Source organism: Klebsiella sp. BIGb0407 (genome assembly GCF_024807845.1).
Lineage (GTDB): Bacteria > Pseudomonadota > Gammaproteobacteria > Enterobacterales > Enterobacteriaceae > JGM124.
Genome location: NZ_JANUEQ010000002.1, coordinates 414,259 through 436,540, shown reverse-complemented (window position 1 = coordinate 436,540; position 22,282 = coordinate 414,259). Strand labels below are relative to the sequence as shown.

At 45.6% G+C, this 22,282-nt stretch carries 22 protein-coding genes and 1 pseudogene; 11 read left to right on the top strand and 12 right to left on the bottom strand.

The genetic code is table 11. The annotated features are described in order from the left end of the window. Positions 1-10: 10 nt before the first annotated feature. From M2387_RS09175 to M2387_RS09145, 6 genes and pseudogenes are all read left to right on the top strand, one after another. Positions 11-1,063: a sialidase family protein gene (locus tag M2387_RS09175; protein ID WP_259048852.1), complete on the top strand. Its 1,053-nt coding sequence runs from the start codon at positions 11-13 to the stop codon at positions 1,061-1,063. A gap of 18 nt (positions 1,064-1,081) precedes the next feature. Beyond that, the gene (locus M2387_RS09170; protein ID WP_259048851.1) at positions 1,082-2,059 is read left to right on the top strand and encodes a tripartite tricarboxylate transporter substrate binding protein; all 978 of its coding nucleotides are present in this window, start codon (positions 1,082-1,084) and stop codon (positions 2,057-2,059) included. Between the two features lie 37 nt (positions 2,060-2,096). Then, positions 2,097-2,558, top strand: a complete 462-nt coding sequence (locus M2387_RS09165) for a tripartite tricarboxylate transporter TctB family protein (RefSeq protein WP_259048850.1) — start codon at positions 2,097-2,099, stop codon at positions 2,556-2,558. A gap of 20 nt (positions 2,559-2,578) precedes the next feature. Beyond that, positions 2,579-4,087, top strand: a complete 1,509-nt coding sequence (locus tag M2387_RS09160; RefSeq protein ID WP_259048849.1) for a tripartite tricarboxylate transporter permease — start codon at positions 2,579-2,581, stop codon at positions 4,085-4,087. Positions 4,088-4,468: 381 nt separating this feature from the next. Continuing rightward, positions 4,469-4,651 (top strand): annotated as a pseudogene (locus M2387_RS09155) (Rpn family recombination-promoting nuclease/putative transposase); the annotation flags it as partial. 116 nt (positions 4,652-4,767) lie between these two features. Next, positions 4,768-4,929 (top strand): hypothetical protein, encoded by a 162-nt coding sequence (locus M2387_RS09145; protein WP_259048848.1) that lies wholly within the window; start codon positions 4,768-4,770, stop codon positions 4,927-4,929. 168 nt (positions 4,930-5,097) lie between these two features. Here M2387_RS09145 and M2387_RS09140 read toward each other — a convergent pair whose 3' ends face one another. The 11 genes from M2387_RS09140 to M2387_RS09090 all read right to left on the bottom strand — a co-directional run bounded on the left by M2387_RS09140 (position 5,098) and on the right by M2387_RS09090 (position 16,300). After that, positions 5,098-6,006 carry a dihydrodipicolinate synthase family protein gene (locus M2387_RS09140; RefSeq protein WP_259048847.1) on the bottom strand — a complete coding sequence of 303 codons (909 nt, stop codon included), beginning with the start codon at positions 6,004-6,006 and terminating at the stop codon, positions 5,098-5,100. Positions 6,007-6,020: 14 nt separating this feature from the next. After that, positions 6,021-6,629 carry a dihydroxyacetone kinase subunit L gene (locus tag M2387_RS09135; RefSeq protein ID WP_259048846.1) on the bottom strand — a complete coding sequence of 203 codons (609 nt, stop codon included), beginning with the start codon at positions 6,627-6,629 and terminating at the stop codon, positions 6,021-6,023. A 2-nt stretch (positions 6,630-6,631) separates the two neighbouring features. Beyond that, the gene (locus tag M2387_RS09130) at positions 6,632-7,627 is read right to left on the bottom strand and encodes a dihydroxyacetone kinase subunit DhaK (protein ID WP_259048845.1); all 996 of its coding nucleotides are present in this window, start codon (positions 7,625-7,627) and stop codon (positions 6,632-6,634) included. A gap of 149 nt (positions 7,628-7,776) precedes the next feature. Then, on the bottom strand, positions 7,777-9,291 hold the full coding sequence (locus tag M2387_RS09125) for a tripartite tricarboxylate transporter permease (RefSeq protein ID WP_259048844.1): 1,515 nt from the start codon (positions 9,289-9,291) through the stop codon (positions 7,777-7,779). Between the two features lie 15 nt (positions 9,292-9,306). After that, on the bottom strand, positions 9,307-9,744 hold the full coding sequence (locus M2387_RS09120) for a tripartite tricarboxylate transporter TctB family protein (protein WP_259048843.1): 438 nt from the start codon (positions 9,742-9,744) through the stop codon (positions 9,307-9,309). Positions 9,745-9,775: 31 nt separating this feature from the next. Beyond that, complete coding sequence (locus M2387_RS09115) at positions 9,776-10,720, bottom strand: tripartite tricarboxylate transporter substrate binding protein (protein WP_259048842.1); 945 nt, start codon at positions 10,718-10,720, stop codon at positions 9,776-9,778. Then, positions 10,720-11,964: a PfkB family carbohydrate kinase gene (locus tag M2387_RS09110; protein ID WP_259048841.1), complete on the bottom strand. Its 1,245-nt coding sequence runs from the start codon at positions 11,962-11,964 to the stop codon at positions 10,720-10,722. The genes M2387_RS09115 and M2387_RS09110 overlap by 1 nt, the downstream gene beginning before the upstream one ends. 387 nt (positions 11,965-12,351) lie before the next feature. After that, entirely contained in the window at positions 12,352-13,125 is a 774-nt protein-coding gene (locus M2387_RS09105; protein ID WP_259048840.1) for an FCD domain-containing protein, read from the bottom strand. Positions 13,126-13,200: 75 nt separating this feature from the next. Next, positions 13,201-13,518 carry a PTS sugar transporter subunit IIB gene (locus M2387_RS09100; protein WP_259048839.1) on the bottom strand — a complete coding sequence of 106 codons (318 nt, stop codon included), beginning with the start codon at positions 13,516-13,518 and terminating at the stop codon, positions 13,201-13,203. A gap of 10 nt (positions 13,519-13,528) precedes the next feature. Beyond that, positions 13,529-14,956 carry a glycoside hydrolase family 1 protein gene (locus M2387_RS09095; RefSeq protein WP_259048838.1) on the bottom strand — a complete coding sequence of 476 codons (1,428 nt, stop codon included), beginning with the start codon at positions 14,954-14,956 and terminating at the stop codon, positions 13,529-13,531. A gap of 9 nt (positions 14,957-14,965) precedes the next feature. After that, positions 14,966-16,300 carry a PTS sugar transporter subunit IIC gene (locus M2387_RS09090; RefSeq protein ID WP_259048837.1) on the bottom strand — a complete coding sequence of 445 codons (1,335 nt, stop codon included), beginning with the start codon at positions 16,298-16,300 and terminating at the stop codon, positions 14,966-14,968. 165 nt (positions 16,301-16,465) lie between these two features. Here M2387_RS09090 and M2387_RS09085 point away from each other — a divergent pair, with 165 nt between their 5' ends. From M2387_RS09085 to uxuR, 4 genes are all read left to right on the top strand, one after another. After that, positions 16,466-16,783 (top strand): PTS lactose/cellobiose transporter subunit IIA, encoded by a 318-nt coding sequence (locus M2387_RS09085; RefSeq protein ID WP_259048836.1) that lies wholly within the window; start codon positions 16,466-16,468, stop codon positions 16,781-16,783. Positions 16,784-16,998: 215 nt separating this feature from the next. Next, positions 16,999-18,183 (top strand): mannonate dehydratase, encoded by a 1,185-nt coding sequence (gene uxuA / locus M2387_RS09080; protein ID WP_259048835.1) that lies wholly within the window; start codon positions 16,999-17,001, stop codon positions 18,181-18,183. 77 nt (positions 18,184-18,260) lie between these two features. Then, a complete protein-coding gene (locus M2387_RS09075) occupies positions 18,261-19,733 on the top strand; it encodes a fructuronate reductase (protein ID WP_259048834.1) in 1,473 nt (490 codons plus the stop codon). 150 nt (positions 19,734-19,883) lie between these two features. Then, positions 19,884-20,657 (top strand): Uxu operon transcriptional regulator, encoded by a 774-nt coding sequence (gene uxuR, locus M2387_RS09070; protein WP_259048833.1) that lies wholly within the window; start codon positions 19,884-19,886, stop codon positions 20,655-20,657. Positions 20,658-20,694: 37 nt separating this feature from the next. Here uxuR and M2387_RS09065 read toward each other — a convergent pair whose 3' ends face one another. Beyond that, positions 20,695-21,588: an ABC transporter six-transmembrane domain-containing protein gene (locus M2387_RS09065; protein ID WP_259048832.1), complete on the bottom strand. Its 894-nt coding sequence runs from the start codon at positions 21,586-21,588 to the stop codon at positions 20,695-20,697. A gap of 91 nt (positions 21,589-21,679) precedes the next feature. Here M2387_RS09065 and M2387_RS09060 point away from each other — a divergent pair, with 91 nt between their 5' ends. Further along, a complete protein-coding gene (locus M2387_RS09060; RefSeq protein WP_259048831.1) occupies positions 21,680-22,252 on the top strand; it encodes a TetR/AcrR family transcriptional regulator in 573 nt (190 codons plus the stop codon). The last annotated feature ends 30 nt before the right edge of the window (positions 22,253-22,282 follow it).

Genomic DNA, 22,282 nt, shown 5'->3' with positions numbered 1-22,282 from the left:
GGATCGTGCAATGTCTTTTATCGCCCAAAAAATGCAATTTATTCTGGCTGAAGATCATACTCTTTTCCATAACTGTCATGCTTCAACAATTGTTAAAGTCCCAGGAACAGAGCGGCTGCTGGTAGCGTTTTTTGCAGGCGATAAAGAAGGTAGCGGGAATACAGCTATCTGGCTGGCAGAGAAAGAGAGGAATAACTGGGAAAATATCCGACCAATTGTTGAAAAACAAGACGTTGCGCACTGGAATCCTGTCCTACATGTGGATAATGTAACCGGAAATATTTGGTTATTTTATAAAGCAGGACCCGATGTTCATCAGTGGACGACCAGATATGTTATCTCAACCGACGGAGGAAAAAATTGGAGCGAATCTTATCCTCTGGTGGCTGGCGACAATACGCCTCGTGGCCCGGTAAAAAATAAAGTGCTGGTAATGAGTAACGGTGAATGGCTGGCGCCGGGTTCGGTTGAAGATAATCAATACTGGGACGCTTTCGTTGATATTTCAAACGATCGCGGTGAGCACTGGCAGCGGGTTGATATCCCACTGGTTCATCGCCATGAGGCGAACAGTAATCAGGATGTCTGGCAGGGTTTAAAAAACGATGCGCTGTGGGAAACCGATCTTACTACAGTATTTCAGTGGGACGGGGTAATACAGCCAACGTTGTGGGAATCAAAACCCGGACATGTGCATGCGATGATGCGCAGCAGTCGTAATTATATTTATCGTAGCGACTCTGAGGATTATGGCCGTAGCTGGTGCCCGGCGTATCAAACAGTATTACCTAATAATAACAGTGGCATTGATATTATTACCTTGGCAGATGGATTATTGGTACTTGTTTATAACCCGGTATCAGGGAACTGGAGTCGGCGTTATCCAATATCTGTCAGTACCTCATCTGACAATGGTAATACCTGGTCTGAGCCATTAGATTTATTAGATGGTGAAGGCGAATTTTCATATCCGGCCATAATTGCTGAACAGGGAACCCTACATATTACTTATACATGGAATAGAAAAAATATTGTCTATCAGCAATTATCGGTAAATAAATAATTTGTGGAGAAAGGTCTGATGAAAAAGAATCTACTGGTAGCCTTAGCCATCACTGCAACTCTGGGCATGAGCTATTCAGCAATAGCTGAGCAATTAACCTACCCGAAAAAAAATATAGACGTTGTTATTCCTAAAAATCCAGGTGGTGGTACTGATACTTCAACCAGAACAGTACTTGAATACGGTAAAGATATGATGCCGGAAGGCCGTATTTTTGTTCCGGTAAATAAACCTGCCGGTAATGGTCTGACCGGATTAATTGAAGTGGCGAAAGCCAAGCCGGATGGTACTAAATTAGTGATGACGACCGTTGAGCTGGCGATGTTCCCTCATCAGGGTAAATCACCGGTGACCTATAAAGATTTTACCCCTATTGCCACAACGATTGCCGATCCTGTGGTATTGGTGGTCAATGCGGATTCACCTTATAAAACGCTGCAAGAATTTATTGATGCGGCAAAAGCTAACCCAGGTAAGCTGAAAGTGGGTAACTCTGGGATGGGGGCTATTTTCCACCTGGCAGGTGTTAATATTGAGCGTTTGACCGGAACTAAATTTAACCATATTCCATTTAATGAAGGCACCGGGCCTTCTATTGCTTCCCTGGTAGGTAATCATATTGATGCGACCCTGACGACTCCAGGTTCAGTAAAGGCTCAAGCTGACGCTGGAATACTGCGTATTTTAGGCGTAATGGATGAGCAGCCTTTCCCACTGTTCCCATCGGTTCCGACTTTTAAAGAAGCGTTAAATTTAGATACTAACGTAAAAATGCGTGCCTGGGCGGTTCTGGCAACCACTGCTGGCGTGCCTGAAAATGTGAAAAAAGAACTGGTTGATGCCTTTACCGTCGTAGTTGAAAAGCCTGAATATCAGGAAGCGTTAAAGAAACAAGGTATTATGCCAACGGTCATTGTGGGTGAAGATGCGTATAATATGATGAAAGAAGATCACGATATGTATGCAGAATTAATTGCTGAAACATTAAAGAAATAGATAATTATGAGGCCATGGACGGCTCAGGATATAAAAAATGAATAAAATCAATATGATCATTGGTGTTATTTCAATTGCATTCGGACTACTCATTATTTATTTCTCACGTAATATGAGTATGTTCGATGAATATGGTGTTCCTGGTGAACGTTTTTGGCCATTTGGGGTGGCGCTATTATTTATATTTTTAGGTGTGCTGCAATGTCTTAATGCGATTATAGATAAAATGAAGCATGTTGTGCAAAGCGTTGATTTATCTTCAACTGCAGTGACACGTTCCTATTTTCTAAGTGGGCTGACTGTTATATATGCAATTGGTCTCTATTATCTTGGCTTCATTATTTCATCTCTTATTTTTATTCCTATTATCATGTGCATGATGAATGAGCGGAAAATTAAAATGCTGGTGCTGGCTTCCGTTGGCATTGTCAGCTCAGTATATGTATTTTTTGATATCGTTTTTAACTCTTCACTACCTGTTTCTATTTTTCTGGACTAAAGCAACAAAGGAGACGTACGATGGAAGTTTTAGACGCTTTTCTTATTGTTTTTAGCCCGGAAACAATAACGATAATATTTTTAGGGGTATTTGGTGGTATTATTATCGGTGCTCTGCCCGGCTTAACGGTCAATATGGGGATTGCATTGTTGCTGCCACTGACATATTCCTTTCAGGGAATGACAGGGATCCTGTTATTGCTCGCGGTATATTGTGGTGCTGTATACGGTGGGTCGATTACCGCGATACTTATCAGTACACCAGGTACTCCTGCATCAGCGGCAACAGTACTGGATGGCTACCCGATGGCGAAAAAAGGCCAGGCAGGAAGAGCGCTTGGACTGTCGACAATGGGCTCCATGTTTGGCGGTATTTTCAGTACCATTGCGCTGATTTTTATTGCCCCACAACTGGCTAAAGTCGCTACTGGATTTTCTGCCGCCGAGTATTTTGCCCTGGCGGTCTTTGGGATCAGTATTATTACCAGCGTATCATCCCACTCAATAATAAAAGGACTGATGGGCGGCGCTATTGGTTTGGCTATAGCGACCGTTGGTCTGGATCCCATGACATCGGGTATGCGCTTTACGTTTGATTCAATTTATTTAATGGGTGGAATATCATTTATCCCCATCCTGGTAGGGCTGTTTGCATTCTCGCAAGGGTTGATTAGCTTTGAAGAAGACTATCGTGAGCGCAGTCAGAAAACATTAAATAAAATCAAGGCAAATATTGACCGCATATTACCCACTAAGGCTGATTTTAAACGTGTATTACCCACTTTCTTACGGTCATCAGCAATAGGAACGGGTATTGGTACCATTCCTGGGATTGGTGGGGATATCTCCTCGTTTATTGCTTATAACGAAGCAAAACGTTGGTCTAAACATCCGGAAGAGTTTGGGAAAGGTTCACCTGAAGGTGTGGCTGCACCTGAGGCTGGGGCTAATTCAGTCACTGGCGGATGCATGGTACCGCTTATGACATTGGGTATACCAGGCGACGGTGCCACGGCGATTATTATGGGTGCCTTTATGGTGCAGGGGCTGGCACTCGGACCTCAGATGTTTACCAATAATCCTATTGAAGTAAATAGTATTTTTATCGGTCTGATGGTTGCCAATATCTTACTGGGGATTTTAGGTTTCCTCTGTATGAGAGTCTTTGTCAAAGTCATGGATGTGCCAAGACGTCTCCTGGTTCCGATCATTCTGCTGCTGTGTTGCGTGGGCGCTTATTCAGTCAACCATGACATCACTGATGTATTTGTTATGATTGGTGCCGGAATACTGGCCTATATATTGATAAAACTTGATTTCTCCATGTCGCCGATTGTTATCGGTATTATTCTCGGGCCGATGGCAGAGTCTAATTTACGCCGGGCATTGACCATGTCTCAGGGGGATTTATCGATTCTCTATACCCGCCCTGTGACTGCGACCTTTTTAGCCATTGCCTTACTGACGCTGTTGTTACCGATCATTGGCCCGGCAGCGAAGCAGTTATGGAAAAAACTGAAGAATAAATAATCCTCGGCGTATTACCGTTTAATCTCCTGCTAATTAGGTTAGCAGGAGATTTTTTGCTTTTAGTTCTCATGGGATTAATATCAATGATATTGATTGTGATGTGATTAAATATAAAAATAATATCTCAATGAGATGTTGATGTTTTATTTTAGGAAAATTCATATATTGTCTCTGGTTTCCCTTGGTGCAATTATTGTAATGTAGCTGCCTGAATTAGATGTGGTAGCATTAAAATACTTGGTTTTTTATCGCTAATTAATGGATGTGTTTATTTGAAATGGTAGTTTTCTTAATAGAAGTTAGCATATCAATATAGATTTAATTTATCCGGGTTGGCATTTCGATTTAATCCGGGTAGTAACTGAAATAATGGAGAAAGAGATGGCTGCAAGGAAAGCAAAGGGTACTCCGACCCCACATGACCTGATATTTAAACAGTTTCTGACACATCCCGAAACGGCACGGGATTTCATGCAATTACATCTGCCAGCAGAATTGCAGGCTGTCTGTGACTTCACAACCCTCAGACTGGAGTCAGGAAGCTTTGTTGAGGAGATTATGAGGCACCGGCGTATGGCGACTCTGACGCTGTTACAGAAACATATTCATCACAGGGATCTGTCAGACCTGATGGACAATATGAGCCCCCTATTACTGACAGAAAACATGAGGATCAACTTATGACCATCGCAGAACAGCTTGAACATAAGGGCATGAAGAAGGGCGAGCGTGAAGCGACTCTTAAAATTGCCAGTGCCATGCTGCAGAATGACATTGACCGCAACGCCGTTATGAAAATGACCGGTTTGATTGAAGATGATATGGCGCAAATCAGCCATTAGTGAGTCATCTTTTCTGGTACTCCGTGAATGATGATATAGCAGAGGATATCGCCCCCAGATTCTGTCTGCACATTCCCTAGAGCACAAAAAAGTGCGGTTTAGCATCACTCTGAAATGTCCGGTAAGTTGAACTTACCGGACATTTGATCTGTTACAGCCAGTTGTAGATTAGGCGCTAAAACTAATTCCCGTGCTCTCACACAGTTGCTTCAGTGACGCTTCCAGCTCTGCATACTCTTCTGGTAACAAGTCCAGCTGCGGTAAACGCATATGGCTTTCAGTCAGGCCACGCATTTTCAGCGCCGCTTTGAAAATAGCCATATTAGAGCCTGATTTTAAGGCATCGCTGAATTTGACGCACACTGTCTGCCAGTGTTTCGCCGCTTGCAGGTCATTGCTAGTGTAGGCGCTGTACATATTCACGAAAGGCTCCGGGAATACGCAGGCACAGCCTGATACGGTGCCATCACAGCCGGCATCCAGCAGGCCCATAAACATCTTGTCGTAGCCATGCAATACAGAGAAATTATCAGCAACAGCGATATAGCTCAGAGTGGTATTGTTGTCAGCGAAGCTGTATTTAATGCCAATCACGTTTTTGCATTGCTGCTGAACGCGAGCGGCGAGTTCTGGTTTGATATTATTCGCGGCGCATTGTGGAATATTGTACAGATAGACCGGGAAGCCAGCCGGTACGCTATTCGCAACAGTAACAAAGAAGTTCTCTAATTCACGGTCATTGGCAGAGAAGAATTGCGGGGTCACCACACCAATACCATCAGCGCCAGCGCTGGCAGCGTGTTGTGCTAAAGCGATGGTATCTTTTAATGTCATGGCTCCGACATGAATAAAGACCGGTAAACGACCTTTGGCGGTGTTAATCACGGTTTCGGCAACGGTTTTTCTTTCTTCGACGGACAAACGCAGCATTTCGCCCGTAGTGCCGCAAGGGTACAGACAGCTAACGCCTTTAGTGACCAGCATCTCTGTTAATTCAGCCAGGGCTGCTACATTCACATTATCATCTGAATCGAAAGGTGTGGTCATTGCCACGGTAACACCGAAAAGTTTTTTCATAATCAGGCCTTTAATTAAATAGCTTCAACAATAACTTTAATGGCTAACATGCCAGGATCGTCTAACCCAATGGATTTTTCAGGGAACATACGTGCTCGCCCTAATAAATTAGGTTTTTGACGGAATTCATCCAGCGTATTATTTACGCTGGTAATAGCGGTGGTTTTTAATTCACTGGCAGAAAGCGCTGGAGCCAGGGCTTCAGATAACTGATAGATAATATCCAGCACTGATTTTTGCCCTAATTCCCCTTTACCACGCGCCATCATGCTCTGATAAGCAACCGTAAGCAGAGGGGCGATATCGCTGGTTGAAATCTCGCTCAGCTGTTTTTCTTTGCAATATTTCGCCATTGCCATAAATGCGGTGGCTTGTAAGGTGCCGAATGAGGACGCGCAGGCTTTTTGCAGGGATTTACTGCACTGAAATAACGCCTGGCTTATATCATCCGGCCAGTTTTCGGAATCCTCAGCAATTTGTCGCCAGCCTTTATCCATGGTCAGGCCTAAATCACCGTCACCCAGACGACTATCTGCTTCACACAACATCTCTTGTGATTGCTGGCAAGCGGCAGCAATACGCTGGCCTGCTAGCTTTAAATCATTAACGGTAAAAGTGGTCATGATTACACTCTCCAGAAAGCACAGTGAGCAGGGGCATTCATCAATTGCTCAAGCTCGTTATCGAGTTTGCACAGTGTCAGGCTGGCACCGGTCATTTCCATTGAGGTGGCATAACGGCCAACCAGAGGCTGAACAATGCGAGCCCCTTTCGCCAGGATCAGTTTTTCGATTTTCTGATAGAGGATGTAGAGTTCTTCAAGCGGTGTGGCACCCAGCGAGTTAACTAATACGGAAACCGCATCACCTTCTGTTAACTGGAGTTCACTTTGCAGGCGCTCGAACATCTCTTCGGCAATTTCATCAGCTGTGCGTAACTCGGCGCGCCAGATCCCCGGTTCACCGTGGATCCCCATGCCCATTTCCATCTCATTTGCGCCAATATCAAAAGTCGGGCGGCCCACGGCAGGTAAAATACAAGAAGTCAGGGCGCAGCCGATGGTGCGGGTATTATTCATGGCTTTACTGGCAACACGGGCGACTTCATCCAGCGATGCGCCTTCTTCCGCTTTGGCTCCGGCTAATTTGAAGCCGTAGATCATGCCGGCAACGCCGCGGCGTTTGGTTGCTTCTTCCGGGGAGGCTGAGGCGACATCATCGGCTGCCAGAACGGTGGCACAGCGGATATCGTCTTCAAAATCGACGGTTTCGGATGCCATATCGAAGTTCATAACATCGCCGCCGTAGTTGCCATACAGCAATAACACGCCTTGCCCGTTATCTGCGGCACGGATCGTTTCTGCCATCAGTTCCGCTGAAGGGGAGGCAAATACATCACCGACGGCAGCAGCGTCCAATAGGCCTTCACCCACATAGCCGGTAAATACCGGTAAATGACCAGAACCGCCACCGGTAACAATACCGACCTTACTGGTATTTGTTTTTTGAGCTCTGGTAATTAAACGCGGCTGTGGCTGATGATAAATATGGCTATGAGCAGCACATAAACCCGCTAACGTTTCATCAACATAAGATTCTGGTTTATTCAGTATTTTTTTCATGCGTATTTCCCGACGTTAAATCAACCGATGAGAGGTATCATAATTAAAGTTATTGATTCGAGGTTCACCGAATCACATTATCTGATTCGGTGAACTTTATTCCGTAATTACAAACTTTTTGTGCAGTATTGTCTTTTATTCATCTGATATTATGGCTGGTGGCTATGCACTGGTTTTTTATCTTTAAATGCCGTCCTGATTTGCATAATCACAATACACAGGAAGGCGGTCGCCAGAACCATAGATACCGGGCGGCTGACAAAGTTAAGATAGTCACCATCAGATTTCATCAGGGATGATAATAAATTTTTTTCTAACATTGGCCCCAGTATCAGACCGAGTATTATCGGTGATATCGGGAAGTTTCGTTCCTGTAAGAAATAACCAATAACGCCCATTACCAGCATCACGACAACAGAAGAGATAGTATTGGTAATCGCATAGGAACCGACAATACTGAATAAGATAATAACCGGGTAGATAATGGCGCTATCGATAGCGACGATTTTCTTCAGTAAATTAACAACGAAAAAGGCAACCGGTAACAAAATAATATTGGCGATAAAGAAGATGATAAAGACGGCATACAGTTTATCCGGGTTGAATAAAAACAGCGTTGGTCCCGGTTGCATATCTTTCATATACAGCACACCGATAATAATCGCCGCAGCTGAATCGCCAGGAATACCGAATACTAAAGTGGGGATCCAGCTTCCCGCCAGGCTGGCATTGTTACTGGTTGAAGCACTGACAATCCCTTCTTCCGATCCTTTGCCGTACTCTTGAGGTTTTTTCGAGAATTTTTTCGAAACGGCGTAAGAGATCCAGGCGGCAATATCAGCCCCGGCACCCGGTAAAGCACCAATTAAGGTTCCGATCGCGCCGCCGCGCATAACGCTGGTTTTACGCTTAAGAAGAACGCCGCCGACACCTTTAAATAAGTTATAAGAACGTTCATCACCTTCGACAACTTCTACTGACTGCCCTTGAGTTTTACGGCGATCAACATAGTATTTAATCGCACCTGAGATGGCGAACAGACCGATCATTGCCGGAATAAAGCTGACGCCCTGCATCAAAGATACTTGATCAAAGGTGAAGCGTGCCTGGCCGGTGAACTCATCAAAGCCGATGGTTGCCAGGGCGATACCAAACAGCATTGCCAGAATACTTTTGCTGATATTACTGCCAGAAACGATGGTTGCGCAGCTTAAGCCAATTAATGACAGCCACATATATTCATAAGAACTGAAGTTTAAGGCAAAATCAGCCAAAACCGGGGCAGTAAAGGCCAGGACAATGGTACCAATCACACCGCCAATGACGGAGGTGGTCAATGACAGACCCAGCACGCGGTTGGTTTTACCCTGTTTTACCATCGCATGCGCATCATTCGTGTAGGCTGCTGATGCAGGGGTACCTGGAATATTCAGTAATGCGCCAGGTATATCGCCGGCAAAAATAGAGGATGCGCCGAGCGATATCATCAGTGCCAGAGCCGGGATAGGGTCAAGAAAAAAGGTAAATGGCACCATTAATGCGATGGCCATTGTCGATGTTAATCCAGGGATAGCACCAACAAACAGACCGAATAAGCACGCTCCGATAATCACCAGAAATGTCGTGTAATCAAGGTAGGCAAGTGCACTTATTAATATGTCCATACTATTTTTCCTGCTCTATGAGAAAAACTGCGGTAACGGGACTAAAAGCACAGCGGTAAACAGATAGTACACACCTACTACAACCCCTAATGAAATAATCAGACTATATATCGCTTTGGCTCTGGCATATTTCATCATTAACGGCGCAGTGATAATCAGCCCGGTCAAAATAAAGCCTAAGTAGTCGACAAAAAGTATGTAGAAAATAATTAATCCACTAACGATTAAAACAAACTTAATTTCATGCCAGGTCACTAATGGAACATCATCTTCATTCTTACGTGACAGCATATCGGTAAGTGAAAAAAGAATAATTCCGGCTCCGACTACGGATGGCATAAAGGCAGCACCATACTCACTAAAATCACCTAATGAATAGGTACTGTAGCCAATAAGAAACAAGCCGAAAAAGAACATGACTAAAGAAACAATATGACGATTTAGCATAGGCATTTAACGGCCGGGTTAGCGGCCGTCTCCTTCATTATTTCTTCAGGATTTCACCGAACTTTTTGTCTTCGTCTGCCATAAAGGCATGAGCATCATCACCGTATAACTCAATGACCTCAAAACCTTGTTTATTAGCAAATGACGCTAATTCACCTTTGGCATACACCTTCTTCATTGCTGCCATCAGTTTGTCCTGAACATTTTTATCAAGCCCAGCCGGCGCAACCAGCATATTCCATGCTTGCAGTTCCCAGTCATTAGGCGTGGCTTCTTTAAATGTCGGGATATCGGCATAGAATGGCGATCTCTCGGCTGACATGATGGCAAGATTATTTACCAGGCCTGCTTTTACCATGCTGTCAGCTTCACCCGGTGATGAAGTCACAATATCAATACCGCCGGAGGCCAGTTCTTGTAAGGCCGCGCTGGCTCCCTGCGTTGGGATAAAGCGAATCGCATCATCTTTTAAGCCCGCTGAGCGCAGCATGCCAATATTGTTCAGATGCCAGATGGAGTTGAGGCCGCTGCCTGACGCTTTCAGTTTGCCCGGGTTCGCTTTAGCGAACTCAATCACTTCCTGGGCATTTTTAAACGGTGAGGACTTACTAACTTGTAATCCACCATAGATAACCGCCAGGCGAGTAATCGGGGTGTAGTCTTCATAAGTGAGCTTAGTCATACCCTGATGGTGCATTAAGGCAATTTCTACTGTTGCGATACCCAGCGTATAGCCGTCGGGTTTAGCGCTTTTTACTGCATCATGACCCACAACGCCGCTACCGCCCGTTTTATTGACGACGTTAACGTTCACACCCAGTTCTTCTTGCAAACCTTTTGCGGCAAGTCTGGCGACAGTATCGGTATTACCACCGGCAGCCCATGGAACGATGATAGTGATGGGTTTTTCAGGCCATTCAGCTAAAGCTACGCCTGGAATTAATGTGCCACATAGGGTAAATGCGAGGAGGACTTTTTTCATTATAGGTACCTTTTCTCATTGCTGATAACTTGAGGTCTAGAGTGTTTTATGTAGGAATCTAAACGTGCCTGTACTTGGGTTAAATCAGGCATAGCGGTAACGCCTTTCTTTTCAATAAAGGCAGATAAAAACGCATTGGCAAATTGAACGCTGTCATGCAGGGTACAGCCTGCTGCTATTTTAGAAACAAAAGCGCCATTAAAGGCATCGGTTGCCGCCATGGTATCAACGCGCATAGAGGGCATCGGCGGCAGGTGGAATGATGAATGGCCATCATGGAAAACAACACCAAGGAGATCTAAACAAATGATGACTTTCTTATTTTCATCACCGGAAATTATCTTCAATGCTTGCTGAGCATCGTTAATATCGCGAATAGATATTTCTGCCCAACTTGAAGCCTGGTGCAAATTCAGCGTAATAATATCAACATAAGGATAGAGCGATTTTAATGACGGATGATAAGGGGCGACATTTAAGATAACCGTCTTTTTAATTTCATGGGCAAACTGCGCCGCCCGAAGATTAGCATCAATATTGATTTCACCTTGCAGCAGTAAAACGTCTGCCTCTGCAACATAAGGTAAAGAAATACCAATCTCTTGCTCGCCAAAAGTATTGTTGGCACCCAGATAGGTAGCTGTAATATTGTTATGTGTTTCGTTAGCTAAATAGCTAATAGAGCTGCCGGTTGGTTCTGCTTCCGTCTGGAAGACAGTAAATGATTCAATGCCGCTAGCTTGTAAGTATTTATAGGCATATTTACTGAAATGGTCTTCACCGACTTTAGTCAGTAAGTGGACTTTAGCAGAGCAACAGGCTGCCGCCGTCGCTTGGTTAGTACCTTTTCCGCCAGGACTAAAGTTGTTACTGGTGGAGTAAATAAGCTCACCAACCTGCGGAAAAGATTCCACATTAGCAATAATATCGACGACAAAAGAACCCAGCACACAAACCTTACCCATCATGGTTTTTTGCTGTGGTTTTTGCATAACCAAAAAGTCATGCAATAAACAGGAGATATCAAAATTATCGCTAAACTTACTGAGCTTTTTGATCTCTTGCTGGCCCAGAATAGCACCACCATGGCAGCGCTGAATCAGGCCTTCACCCTCAAGATATTTTAAGTCGCTGCGGATAGTTTCCAGAGTGACACTAAATTTTTCAGCCAGTTGCGCCACTTTGACTTTTTTCTGTTCCCGGATAACCGAGTAAATTGCCTGTCGACGCTCTTCTGAAAACATGAATAAATCCCTCCGCAGTAATGTTGATAAGGATAGAGAGTGTCGGGGTCTGAATCTGCGATTGCATTCAAAACAAAAATCAAAAAACAAAAACAAAACCAAATTGGGGCTACTTAAATCACACTTTTTAACATGGAGACAACATATTGATGCCGGAAGTGTGAAACAGCGGACACAAATAGCTGATTCAGCCACCTTAATATGACTTAAGTCACTGAATTCATGGGGAGCTAAGGATTAGAGGTGAGGTCAGGCGAGATGTTGAGTTGTAAAGATAGTTTCATAGCGCAGGATAAAATAATCTGCTGCGCCAGAATCAGTTCAAGCTATCAGAGCAGAAAGAAAGCATAAATACTTAATCAGAGTGATGACCGAATTGAATCAGTATTACATCAGTTTTCCTTTGAAAATTGTCACTGATTCAAACAGATAACCGTCGAAGTTAGGGTCATTAGAATCGGATAGTTCAAGAAGCGTATTTTTTACATTTTCTAAATGTTGCCATGTCGCTTGCCATGCTCCTATGGCGTCTCTACGGCGAAGTGCGGCAAGGATAGTCTGATGATCGCCCAGCCACTTAAGACGATAGGCCCGGGTTTCAAACTGGGCACGCAACTGCTGCCATACCGGGTTGGCATCGTGATGGTGCCAGATACTTGTCACGGTATTCAGCAGCATTTGATTATGCGTCGCGCGGGCGAGGAATAAATGGAACAATTTATCGTTGTCCTGGCTATTGTCGCTCAGCGCAATGGCGCGTTGTTCTTGCTCCAGAGTACGGCGTAAGTTCTCAATGTCCGCTTTTGTTGCCATCTTGGCGGCAAAAGCGGCGATATTGCTTTCCAGTAGCTGTCGGGCTTGTAACATCTCGAAAGGGCCGACGTCACTGTGAAAAAACTCCTCTTCTGAATCGTTGCTTTTGGAAGGGATTTGTAAAACATAAACCCCTGAACTTTGGCGGATATCGACCGTTCCTTCCAGCTCCAGCATCAGTAAAGCCTCACGTACAATCGTTCGGCTTACACCCCAGGCCTCTGCCAGTTGCCGTTCTGGCGGTAGGCGTGAACCAATGGGGTAATGACCGTCGATAATCTGCTGGCGTAGATTATGACCAATTTCCTGATACTGTTTTTTTTCTTGTGATATATCGGCCTTTTCCACACTCTAATCCTTTCATATCATGGCGCAAAGGTTCCAGCTTCCAAGTGCAAGCTGAAACCTATCTGTAATCTATTTCTAGTTTACCAAAGCCAGCGCCTGATCGAGTACCTTTCCACCATTCAATGTTCCATATGCCAGGGTATCAATGACAGCAATAGGTAATTGATAGCTGTCGGTCAGCTTTTTATTTTCCTCTAATTTAAAGCGAACCTGTGGGCCGAGCAGGACAACTACAATTTCATTGCCATAATTCTGTAATTCTTCGCGCAGATTCTGTTCCGGAATCGCATAAATTTTATATTCAAGACCACGCGATGCGGCTTCTTTTTCCATCCGGGTCACGACCATTGAAGTAGACATTCCTGCGGCACAAGCGAGTACGATTCTTTTCATATCAACCACCTTATTTAAATTCATCATCAATGCTGACGGTTAGTTGCTGGCTATCACGTAATTGACGAAACCAGTGCGCAGACTTCTTCATGCGGCGGTTACGCTTATCCTCAAGATCAATTTCAATCAATCCATAGCGATTTTTAAAGGCATTCATCGGAGATACGTTGTCAGTAAAAGCCCAGAGCATATAGCCCTGACAATTACAGCCAGCCTGACTTGCGAGTAGGGTCTGGTGGATATGCTCGGCAATAAAAGTAATGCGGTAGTCATCCTGAATCTCACCTTGTTCATTCTTAAAGCGAGCTTCGTTTTCAATTCCCATACCACTTTCAGCGACAAACCATGGCAGATTGCCATATTCTTCTTTCATCCTCTGAGCCATATCAAAAATGATACGCGGCTGAATTTCCCAGCCGCGCGAGGTATTCACGCGGCGTCCCGGAAGGTCGAAATGTTCATAATAATAAGCAGGATGAAACGGCGTATCCGGGTGCCAGGCGCGTGAGGGCGCTTTTACCCGGTGTGGATAGTAGAGATTAAGCCCTACTTCATCGACAGTGTTAGCGGCGATAATCTCCAGTTCTTCGGGGGTGGCTACCCATTGAATCTGATGTTTATCAAGCAGCTGCAATAGCTCAGCGGGATATTCCCCTTTAATCGCCGGGTCGAGAAAGACGCGGTTATAAAAGAGATCATAAATTCTGGCAGCATTAACGTCATGTATCGCCGTGGATCGAGGATAAGTGACCTCAGGATTAAGAATAGTGCCAACGGTTCCCGGATAGCCTTGCTGGCGGAATAGCTGAACAACTTTCGCCGTGGCAAGATTTTTATGATGATTCCACTGCATCCATTTATGGGTATTTTGCTCATACGGCCAGCGTAATGCATCCAGATAAACGCGGGTTTGCACGACTACTGGCTCATTGAAAACAAACCAGCGATTAACTTTCCCGGCATAACGGGCAAAAACCTGAGCGGCATAGCGGGTAAACAGTTCCACGACATGCTTTGACTGCCAGCCACCATACTGCTCCAGTAATTGAGCGGGCAGTTCGTAATGTTCCAGACACAGCATCAGTTCAATGCCGTTGCTATGCAACTCATCAATTAACTCATCATAATAGCGGGCATATTCTTCATCGACTGTCGCATTTTCATAGTCAGTCAGGAAACGTGACCAGTTAATTGAGGTGCGATAATGCGTCAGACCCGCCGCTTTCATTAAGGCGACATCTTCGCGGAAGCGATTGATAAAGTCGGTAGCAACGGCGGGGCCATAGCCGTTATGCCAGACATGCCTGTCATTTTTGTACCAGAGATCGAGATAGGAATCCTGGCCTGCTTTTTTTCCGCTCCACCCTTCGGTTTGCCAGGCTGAGGCGGCCGCACCGAGAATAAATCCTTCGGGTAATTGCAGGTGATGAATGCTCATAGCGGTTCCTTATTTTGCTGATAAGTTCTGTTGAATATTTTTCTGATCCATCGCTTCAGCACGGCGTGCCGCTATTTTGACAAATGGAAAGTAAATTAAGACCGAGACACAAATACAGATAATTTGCGTGACCACCGCACCCATCGAACCTGCGGTAGAAAGCCAGGCATTGATAATAGGTGGCGTTGTCCAAGGCACCATTACGACGGCTTTACCGGCAAAGCCCATCACGGTGGCGAAATAACCAATTGAGCCCGTAACCAACGGAGTAATAATGAAAGGGATAGCCAGAATAGGGTTCAGCATAATTGGCATACCAAATATAACCGGTTCATTAATATTAAAGATCCCCGGCCCGAATGACAGTTTAGCGATTTCCCGCATTTCTTTACGCTTAGTTGCCAGCATCACCGCAATCAGAAGACCGATAGTCAGCCCCGATCCGCCGATACTCATATAGACATCCCAGAATGGCATAGTGATGATATTGGGTGCTTCCAGACCCTGTTCGAAAGCATTCATATTGACCAGAATTGCGCCCAATAAGAGTGGCTCGCGAATCGGCTTTATCATCTGATTACCGTGTATGCCGATAACCCAAAAAAGCTGGGCGACAAACATTAATAGCAAGATTCCCCACAGGCTCTGCACCACGGATTCTAATGGCTGCTGTACCACTTTATAGACGGCGTCATAGAGGTACATTCCGGTGACTTTATGGAAAATAAAGCCGAAAGAAGCGATTAAGGTCACGGTGAGAATTGACGGGATTAGGGCTGAAAACGAAGCCGATACGTTAGGTGGAACGGTATCGGGCATTTTGATCTTCAGTCTGTCGACATTCTCAAGCCGGCAGTATATTTCCACGGATAAAATGGCAATAAACATACCTAAAAACAGACTCTTAGTATCTGAGAATTGTTTCGCCAGTACATCGGTCACCAGCATCATCTGACCATCGACCATCAACTGAAGTGTCGTCGGTGTCACTGAGATAAAGCAGATAATCGCCAGCAGGCCGGGGAATAAGGTTTTGACGCCGTTGATTCGTCCCAGCTCAATACCGATAAGAAAAACGGCACCAATGTTAAGGAAGCTTAACGTCGCGTAGCTAATGCTACTGGTGATGACCTTTAAATCTGCCAGGAATGCCAGGGACTCAAAGCTGGCAAGACCGTTCTTGGCATCGAACACCATATTCGAAATTAATACAGAAAAAGCACCTACGATAATGACGGGCATTAACGTAATAAAAGAGGCTTTGATCGCCATGATATAGCGGTAGCTATTAAAGCGAGTGGCAAAGCTACCTAAAGAATCGATAAGACGGTCCTGTAGAGACATAGGTCAACCCTCAGCAGTTTAGATGGGTGTTTCAGGGCACTTTATTTGGTATGCCAAAATGACGGTAATTAGAGTTTATTTCTGTGATCTTATTCTCAGAACTCTTTTTTGGTATTCCGGTAGCATTAAAAATGTGAATTTGGCATACCAATAAGAGGGTTTTGTATGGATTTTGAACAAACAGTGATGGAACTATTAATCAATGCCGGTGAAGCAAGATCCCAGGCCATGATTGCTATCCAGCAGGCACGTGAGGGTAAGTGGAGCGAGGCTGATGCCGCTTTAGCCGCATCAGACGAAGCCATCAAAGCCGCACATAAGGTCCAGACCGCGTTGATTAGTGAAGATGAAGGAGCGGGTAAGATCCCTGTGACACTGATCCTGGTTCATGCTCAGGATCATCTGATGACAGCCATGCTGTGCCGGGATTTAGCGGGTGAAATGGTGCTATTGCGCAGGGAAATACAGGGCCCAAAAGGATAATAACCCCGGTCAGAGATGACCTGTTTTGGTTAATTGATATAAGTCACAAGCATGTCAACCAATTTGATTATTTTGGTTGACATGCGGTAGGGGAAGTAGGAATTTATACCGCATACAGTCAGCGTGGATGTGCATTCAGTCCGCCAGATAATCACTATCACTCAGGTTATGGCCCATGTGTCAGTAAACCTAAAATCGAATAATGAGGTAAGGGTATGGAGCAGACATGGCGCTGGTATGGCCCCGATGATTCAGTGACGCTGGCTGATGCCCGCCAGGCTGGCGCAACCGGTATTGTCACGGCATTGCACCATATTCCGAACGGTGAAATATGGCCAGTTGCAGAGATTCAGCAGCGCAAAGCGATAGTAGAGCAAGCGGGGCTGGTATGGTCGGTTGTCGAAAGTATTCCGATTCATGAGGATATCAAGACGCACAGTGGTGAGTACGCTAAGTGGATAGCTAATTACCAGCAAAGCCTGCGTAATCTGGCCCAGTGCGGGATTAAGACGGTCTGTTATAACTTTATGCCGGTACTGGACTGGACGCGTACTGACCTGGAATATCTTCTGCCGGATGGTTCCAAAGCTCTGCGTTTTGATCAGATTGAATTTGCTGCATTTGATATTTATATTCTGCAACGACCAGCCGCTGAAGCAGATTATACTGAAGAGGAAATTGAGCAGGCGAAACAGTGTTTCATTATTCTGGGTGAAGAAGGTAAAATGCGTCTCACACGCAATATCATTGCTGGTTTGCCAGGTGCAGAAGAGGGTTACACCCTGGAAAGATTCCGTGCTCATCTTGCCACTTATCAAGAGATTGATAAGGCAAAACTGCGTGAGAATTTTGCCTTTTTTCTGAAAGCCATTATTCCTGTTGCTGAAGAAGTCGGTGTGCGAATGGCGGTGCATCCTGATGATCCACCGCGCCCAATCCTCGGTTTACCGCGGATTGTTTCCACTGCAGAAGATATGCAGTGGATTGTCGATACCCTCAGCAGCCCGGCAAATGGTTTTACTCTGTGTACCGGCTCTTATGGCGTGCGTGCGGATAATGATTTAGTGGCAATGATTAAACGATTTGGCTCACGTATTTATTTTACCCATTTACGCTCTACCTTACGTGAGGCAAATCCGAAGACCTTCCATGAGGCCGCTCATCTGAATGGTGATGTGGATATGTATGAAGTGGTTAAGGCGATAGTTGAAGAAGAAGTGCGCCGCGAAACCGAAGGCCAGGCTTCTGCTATCCCTATGCGTCCGGATCACGGCCACCAAATGCTTGATGACCTGAAAAAGAAAACCAATCCTGGCTATTCTGCCATCGGTCGCCTGAAAGGGCTGGCTGAAGTGCGTGGTGTTGAGCTAGCGGTACGACGGGCTTTCTTTAATCAGTAAGCTGACTGATATGACATTGGTTGTATGAGTTTTTTCTCTTTTCTGTCCGCGTGCTGCGGCTGACCCTGGAGTTTTTGATGACCACCACTATTGCCAACGGCACCCTCTCTGTCTCTCGTCCTTCATGGGATAATACGCGTCTGGAATCCCGTATTATTCATCTGGGATGCGGGGCATTTCACCGTGCTCACCAGGCAGTCTATACCCACCATCTGCTGGAAGTGGCAGAGGGTGACTGGGGACTTTGCGAAGTGAACCTGATGTCGGGTAACGGGCAGAAGTTGATTGAAAACCTGAAAAAACAGCAGCTGCTCTATACCGTGGTAGAAAAGGGTGCTGAGACCACTGAATACAAAATTATTGGTTCAATAAACGAAGTTTTGCATCCAAAAGCCGATGGTATTGATACCGTCCTGAAAGCGATGGCGCGCCCACAAACCGCAATTGTCTCATTAACCGTGACCGAAAAGGGCTATTGCATTGATGCCGCCAGTGGTCAGTTCGATATTAATAACCCTCTGATTCAAAATGATTTGGCCAATCCACACGCACCAAGCTCAGCGATTGGTTATATTGTTGAAGCTTTACGTCTGCGTCGTGAGCAAGGGTTGAAAGCTTTTACCGTGATGTCCTGTGATAACCTGCGTGACAACGGTCATTCGGCTAAAGCCGCGGTGCTGGGACTGGCATTAGCACGCAGCCCGGAGCTGGCTGAGTGGATTGAAGCTAACGCCAGTTTCCCTTGTACCATGGTTGACCGTATTGTCCCGGCAGCGACTCCTGATACTTTGCAAGAAATCGCTGACAAGCTTGGCGCTTTTGATCCCTGTGCTATTGCCTGTGAGCCATTCAGCCAGTGGGTGATTGAAGATAATTTCGTTAATGGTCGGCCGGAATGGGACAAAGTTGGCGTTCAGTTTGTTGCTGACGTTGTGCCTTTTGAAATGATGAAATTACGCATGCTGAACGGGAGCCACTCTTTCCTGGCCTATCTTGGATATTTGGGTGGATATGAAACTATCTCCGCCACGATGGAAGATCCTGCTTACCGTAAAGCCGCATTTTCGATGATGTTGCAGGAACAAGCTCCGACCTTATCTATGCCAGAAGATATCGATCTTCGTGCCTACGCGACCTCACTGATTGAGCGTTTCAGTAACCCTTCCTTATGTCACCGTACCTGGCAGATTGCGATGGATGGTAGCCAGAAATTGCCACAACGCATGCTGGACTCCGTACGTTTTCATCTGAATGCAGGTAGTAACTGGCAGCATTTGGCTCTAGGTGTGGCAGGGTGGATGCGTTATACCCTGGGTGTTGATGAGAAGGGACAATCTATTGAGGTTGTCGATCCTTTATCAGCGGAGTTCCAGCGTATTAATCAGCAATATCAGGGTGTCGACCGTGTTGCCGGATTACTGACCCTAACGGCTATTTTTGGGCAGGATCTGCCACAGAATGCGGCATTTGTATCTGCTGTAACTCAGGCTTATCAGCAGCTTATTGAGCAAGGGGCTCGCGCTTGTGTCAGTAGTTTAGCTGCGGTCTGAGCTTAATCAATATATCGCGCGATTTAGCGCGGTATATTTATGCCCTTTGGTTAACCACTTCTCTATTTGTCGGTATGATGGCTGTTTATTCTACCGGCAAATATGCTAGTTTATGACTATTAACTCACTGTATTGTATGGGCGTAATCAAATGAAACCTGAACCATCTCAGCAAAGACCCTATCAGGATGTGGGAATGATGATCCAGGATTTGATCATCCAGACTCCTTATCTGCCAGGCACGCGTTTACCCCCTGAGCGTGAAATTGCCGAGATGCTTAATGTGACCCGCACCGTAGTGCGTGAAGCTTTGATTATGCTGGAAATTAAAGGCTTGGTTGATGTTCGCCGTGGTGCGGGTATCTATGTTCTGGATACCCTAAACGAACCCGCCAGTGAAGGAATAAATAACCCGGCGTTTAATGACGCGGGTCCGTTTGAAATGCTACAGGCGCGTCAGTTACTGGAAAGCAATATCGCTGAATTTGCAGCGCTCCAGGCAACAAGGGAAGATATCATCAAAATGCGCCAGGCACTGCAACTCGAAGAGCGAGAGCTGGCATCCAGTGACCCGGGCGGTACTGAAAGTGGTGATATGCAGTTCCATCTGGCGATTGCTGAAGCGACCCATAACAGTATGCTGGTTGAGCTGTTCCGCCAGTCCTGGGAGTGGCGTGAAAATAACCCGATGTGGAGTCAATTACATCGCCATCTTCATGATACTGATTACCGCAAAGAGTGGCTGGTTGACCATAAACAGATCCTCGCTGCCCTGATAAAGAAAGACTCGCGCGCCGCTAAGCTTGCGATGTGGCAGCATCTGGAAAACGTTAAACAGCGCTTACTGGAGTTTTCAAATGTTGATGATATCGACTTTGATGGCTATCTGTTTGACTCCTGGCCGCTCAATTCCTCCCTGTCCTGATTGAGCTAAGATCCCCTTATGACTAAGGGGATTACCATTAAATCATCCCGGTATTAACGCGACGACCCACTTCTTTCAGCTGAGAATATTTTTCCAGCAGTGACGGCGTATCATCGAGACTCATGGCAAACATCCACAGATAAGTCATGACCGAATAGATGTGCCCGGCGCTGATCCCTTCTCTGCCTGCCATCATAAAAATAGTCATGCCAAAAAGTAGTGCTGCGGCAATGCCTATCAGTAAAAACCCAATCGCTTCACGGTCAGACAGGCGGATACGAACCTGCGCCAGGAACTGATAATGGCGATGGAGTTTCTCTTCTCGGGCACTGCTGACAAACGCCACTTCTTTTTCCAGTCTGTCATTAAGTCGTTCAATTAGCTGCTCATTCTTGCGGGTATAGCCGGGCAGTAAGCAAAAGAAAAAAATCAAAATCGCTAAACAGATAATACCGGCTATGGGTTCGATAGTGATAAGCATCACTACCGCACCACAAACAGAAGCGACAGAGGTGATAAGCATCGGCAGATGGGTTTCAAAAAAATCGACAAATTGCCGCGAGAGTGTCACCCGGGCAGCTATCGTTGAATGGCTGTTTTCCTCTCTGCGTTGAGCGAGGATCAGCGGTACTGCCAGTTTGGCATAAATGCGGGCAAAGGTTCGGGTATCCACGCTGCGACGAGCAGCACCAATAACCCACATTCCCAGTACTAACATGGCGTAAAACAGCGCATGTAGCGTGTTTCCTTGTAAGATGGCGTTGATCGCAAAACCCGCCAGCAAAGGATAAAGCAGGTACACGACATTCTCGGCAATCACTAATAACAGGGTAAAAATCAGCCTTTTGTTATTACGCCGGGCTAATGTCTTGAGAGTATTGAGTGCGTTAGGTGAGACTACAGGTGTTATTTTTTCAGGTATGATTTGCATGAGATTATTCACAACGAAAGAATTTGAGCAAATGCTCAAAAATCATAAAAATTCTAATTGAGCGATTGCTCAAAGTCAACGAGAGTCAGAGATGAAAGAGACCCGTTCGGCGCTAAGGGAGAAAATCCTCGAAGCGGCTGTCGCGTTGTTTATTGAGAAAGGGCTGGAGAATGTTAAAACTCGGGAGCTCACGACATCCTTAGGGCTTGCTCGCAGCCATATTTATCACTATTTCCCTGACTGGGCGAGTTTGTGCCTTGAAGCCTGTCACTATTTTGCCAGCAAAGATTTAGCTGCATCTAAGGCTGAGATCCAGCATTTACTGCCCCGGGAACGGTTAAATGCTTCTGTCAGTAATTACCTGACTGTTGAACCTGATGCCACCTGGCAGCTTTACAGTTCGATCTGGAATAAAGCGACCGTTGAACCGGCTTATGGGGAACTGGCAGAGAATGTCGGTCAGCAGTGGGTTGACTGGAGCGTGGATATCATCAACGAGGGGATCAGTTGTGGTGATTTTCGTCAGGCAGATAGCGAACAGGTTGCCCGCCAGCTGGGAGCAATGTTAAACGGTTATGCCGATAATTTGATTGTGTCTCAAAGCCTGGAAGAGCGGGATCAATCGATTGCCGATATAAAGAACTTTCTTAAGCTGGTGTTATGAACTCTGACCACAGAAATGTCAGATACACCC

Coding starts and splice junctions, on each gene's coding strand:
- M2387_RS09175 (WP_259048852.1), top strand. CDS start 11: ATGTCTTTTATCGCCCAAAAAATGCAATTTATTCTGGCTGAAGATCAT.
- M2387_RS09170 (WP_259048851.1), top strand. CDS start 1,082: ATGAAAAAGAATCTACTGGTAGCCTTAGCCATCACTGCAACTCTGGGC.
- M2387_RS09165 (WP_259048850.1), top strand. CDS start 2,097: ATGAATAAAATCAATATGATCATTGGTGTTATTTCAATTGCATTCGGA.
- M2387_RS09160 (WP_259048849.1), top strand. CDS start 2,579: ATGGAAGTTTTAGACGCTTTTCTTATTGTTTTTAGCCCGGAAACAATA.
- M2387_RS09145 (WP_259048848.1), top strand. CDS start 4,768: ATGACCATCGCAGAACAGCTTGAACATAAGGGCATGAAGAAGGGCGAG.
- M2387_RS09140 (WP_259048847.1), bottom strand. CDS start 6,006: ATGAAAAAACTTTTCGGTGTTACCGTGGCAATGACCACACCTTTCGAT.
- M2387_RS09135 (WP_259048846.1), bottom strand. CDS start 6,629: ATGACCACTTTTACCGTTAATGATTTAAAGCTAGCAGGCCAGCGTATT.
- M2387_RS09130 (WP_259048845.1), bottom strand. CDS start 7,627: ATGAAAAAAATACTGAATAAACCAGAATCTTATGTTGATGAAACGTTA.
- M2387_RS09125 (WP_259048844.1), bottom strand. CDS start 9,291: ATGGACATATTAATAAGTGCACTTGCCTACCTTGATTACACGACATTT.
- M2387_RS09120 (WP_259048843.1), bottom strand. CDS start 9,744: ATGCCTATGCTAAATCGTCATATTGTTTCTTTAGTCATGTTCTTTTTC.
- M2387_RS09115 (WP_259048842.1), bottom strand. CDS start 10,720: ATGAAAAAAGTCCTCCTCGCATTTACCCTATGTGGCACATTAATTCCA.
- M2387_RS09110 (WP_259048841.1), bottom strand. CDS start 11,964: ATGTTTTCAGAAGAGCGTCGACAGGCAATTTACTCGGTTATCCGGGAA.
- M2387_RS09100 (WP_259048839.1), bottom strand. CDS start 13,518: ATGAAAAGAATCGTACTCGCTTGTGCCGCAGGAATGTCTACTTCAATG.
- M2387_RS09095 (WP_259048838.1), bottom strand. CDS start 14,956: ATGAGCATTCATCACCTGCAATTACCCGAAGGATTTATTCTCGGTGCG.
- M2387_RS09090 (WP_259048837.1), bottom strand. CDS start 16,300: ATGTCTCTACAGGACCGTCTTATCGATTCTTTAGGTAGCTTTGCCACT.
- M2387_RS09085 (WP_259048836.1), top strand. CDS start 16,466: ATGGATTTTGAACAAACAGTGATGGAACTATTAATCAATGCCGGTGAA.
- uxuA (WP_259048835.1), top strand. CDS start 16,999: ATGGAGCAGACATGGCGCTGGTATGGCCCCGATGATTCAGTGACGCTG.
- M2387_RS09075 (WP_259048834.1), top strand. CDS start 18,261: ATGACCACCACTATTGCCAACGGCACCCTCTCTGTCTCTCGTCCTTCA.
- uxuR (WP_259048833.1), top strand. CDS start 19,884: ATGAAACCTGAACCATCTCAGCAAAGACCCTATCAGGATGTGGGAATG.
- M2387_RS09065 (WP_259048832.1), bottom strand. CDS start 21,588: ATGCAAATCATACCTGAAAAAATAACACCTGTAGTCTCACCTAACGCA.
- M2387_RS09060 (WP_259048831.1), top strand. CDS start 21,680: ATGAAAGAGACCCGTTCGGCGCTAAGGGAGAAAATCCTCGAAGCGGCT.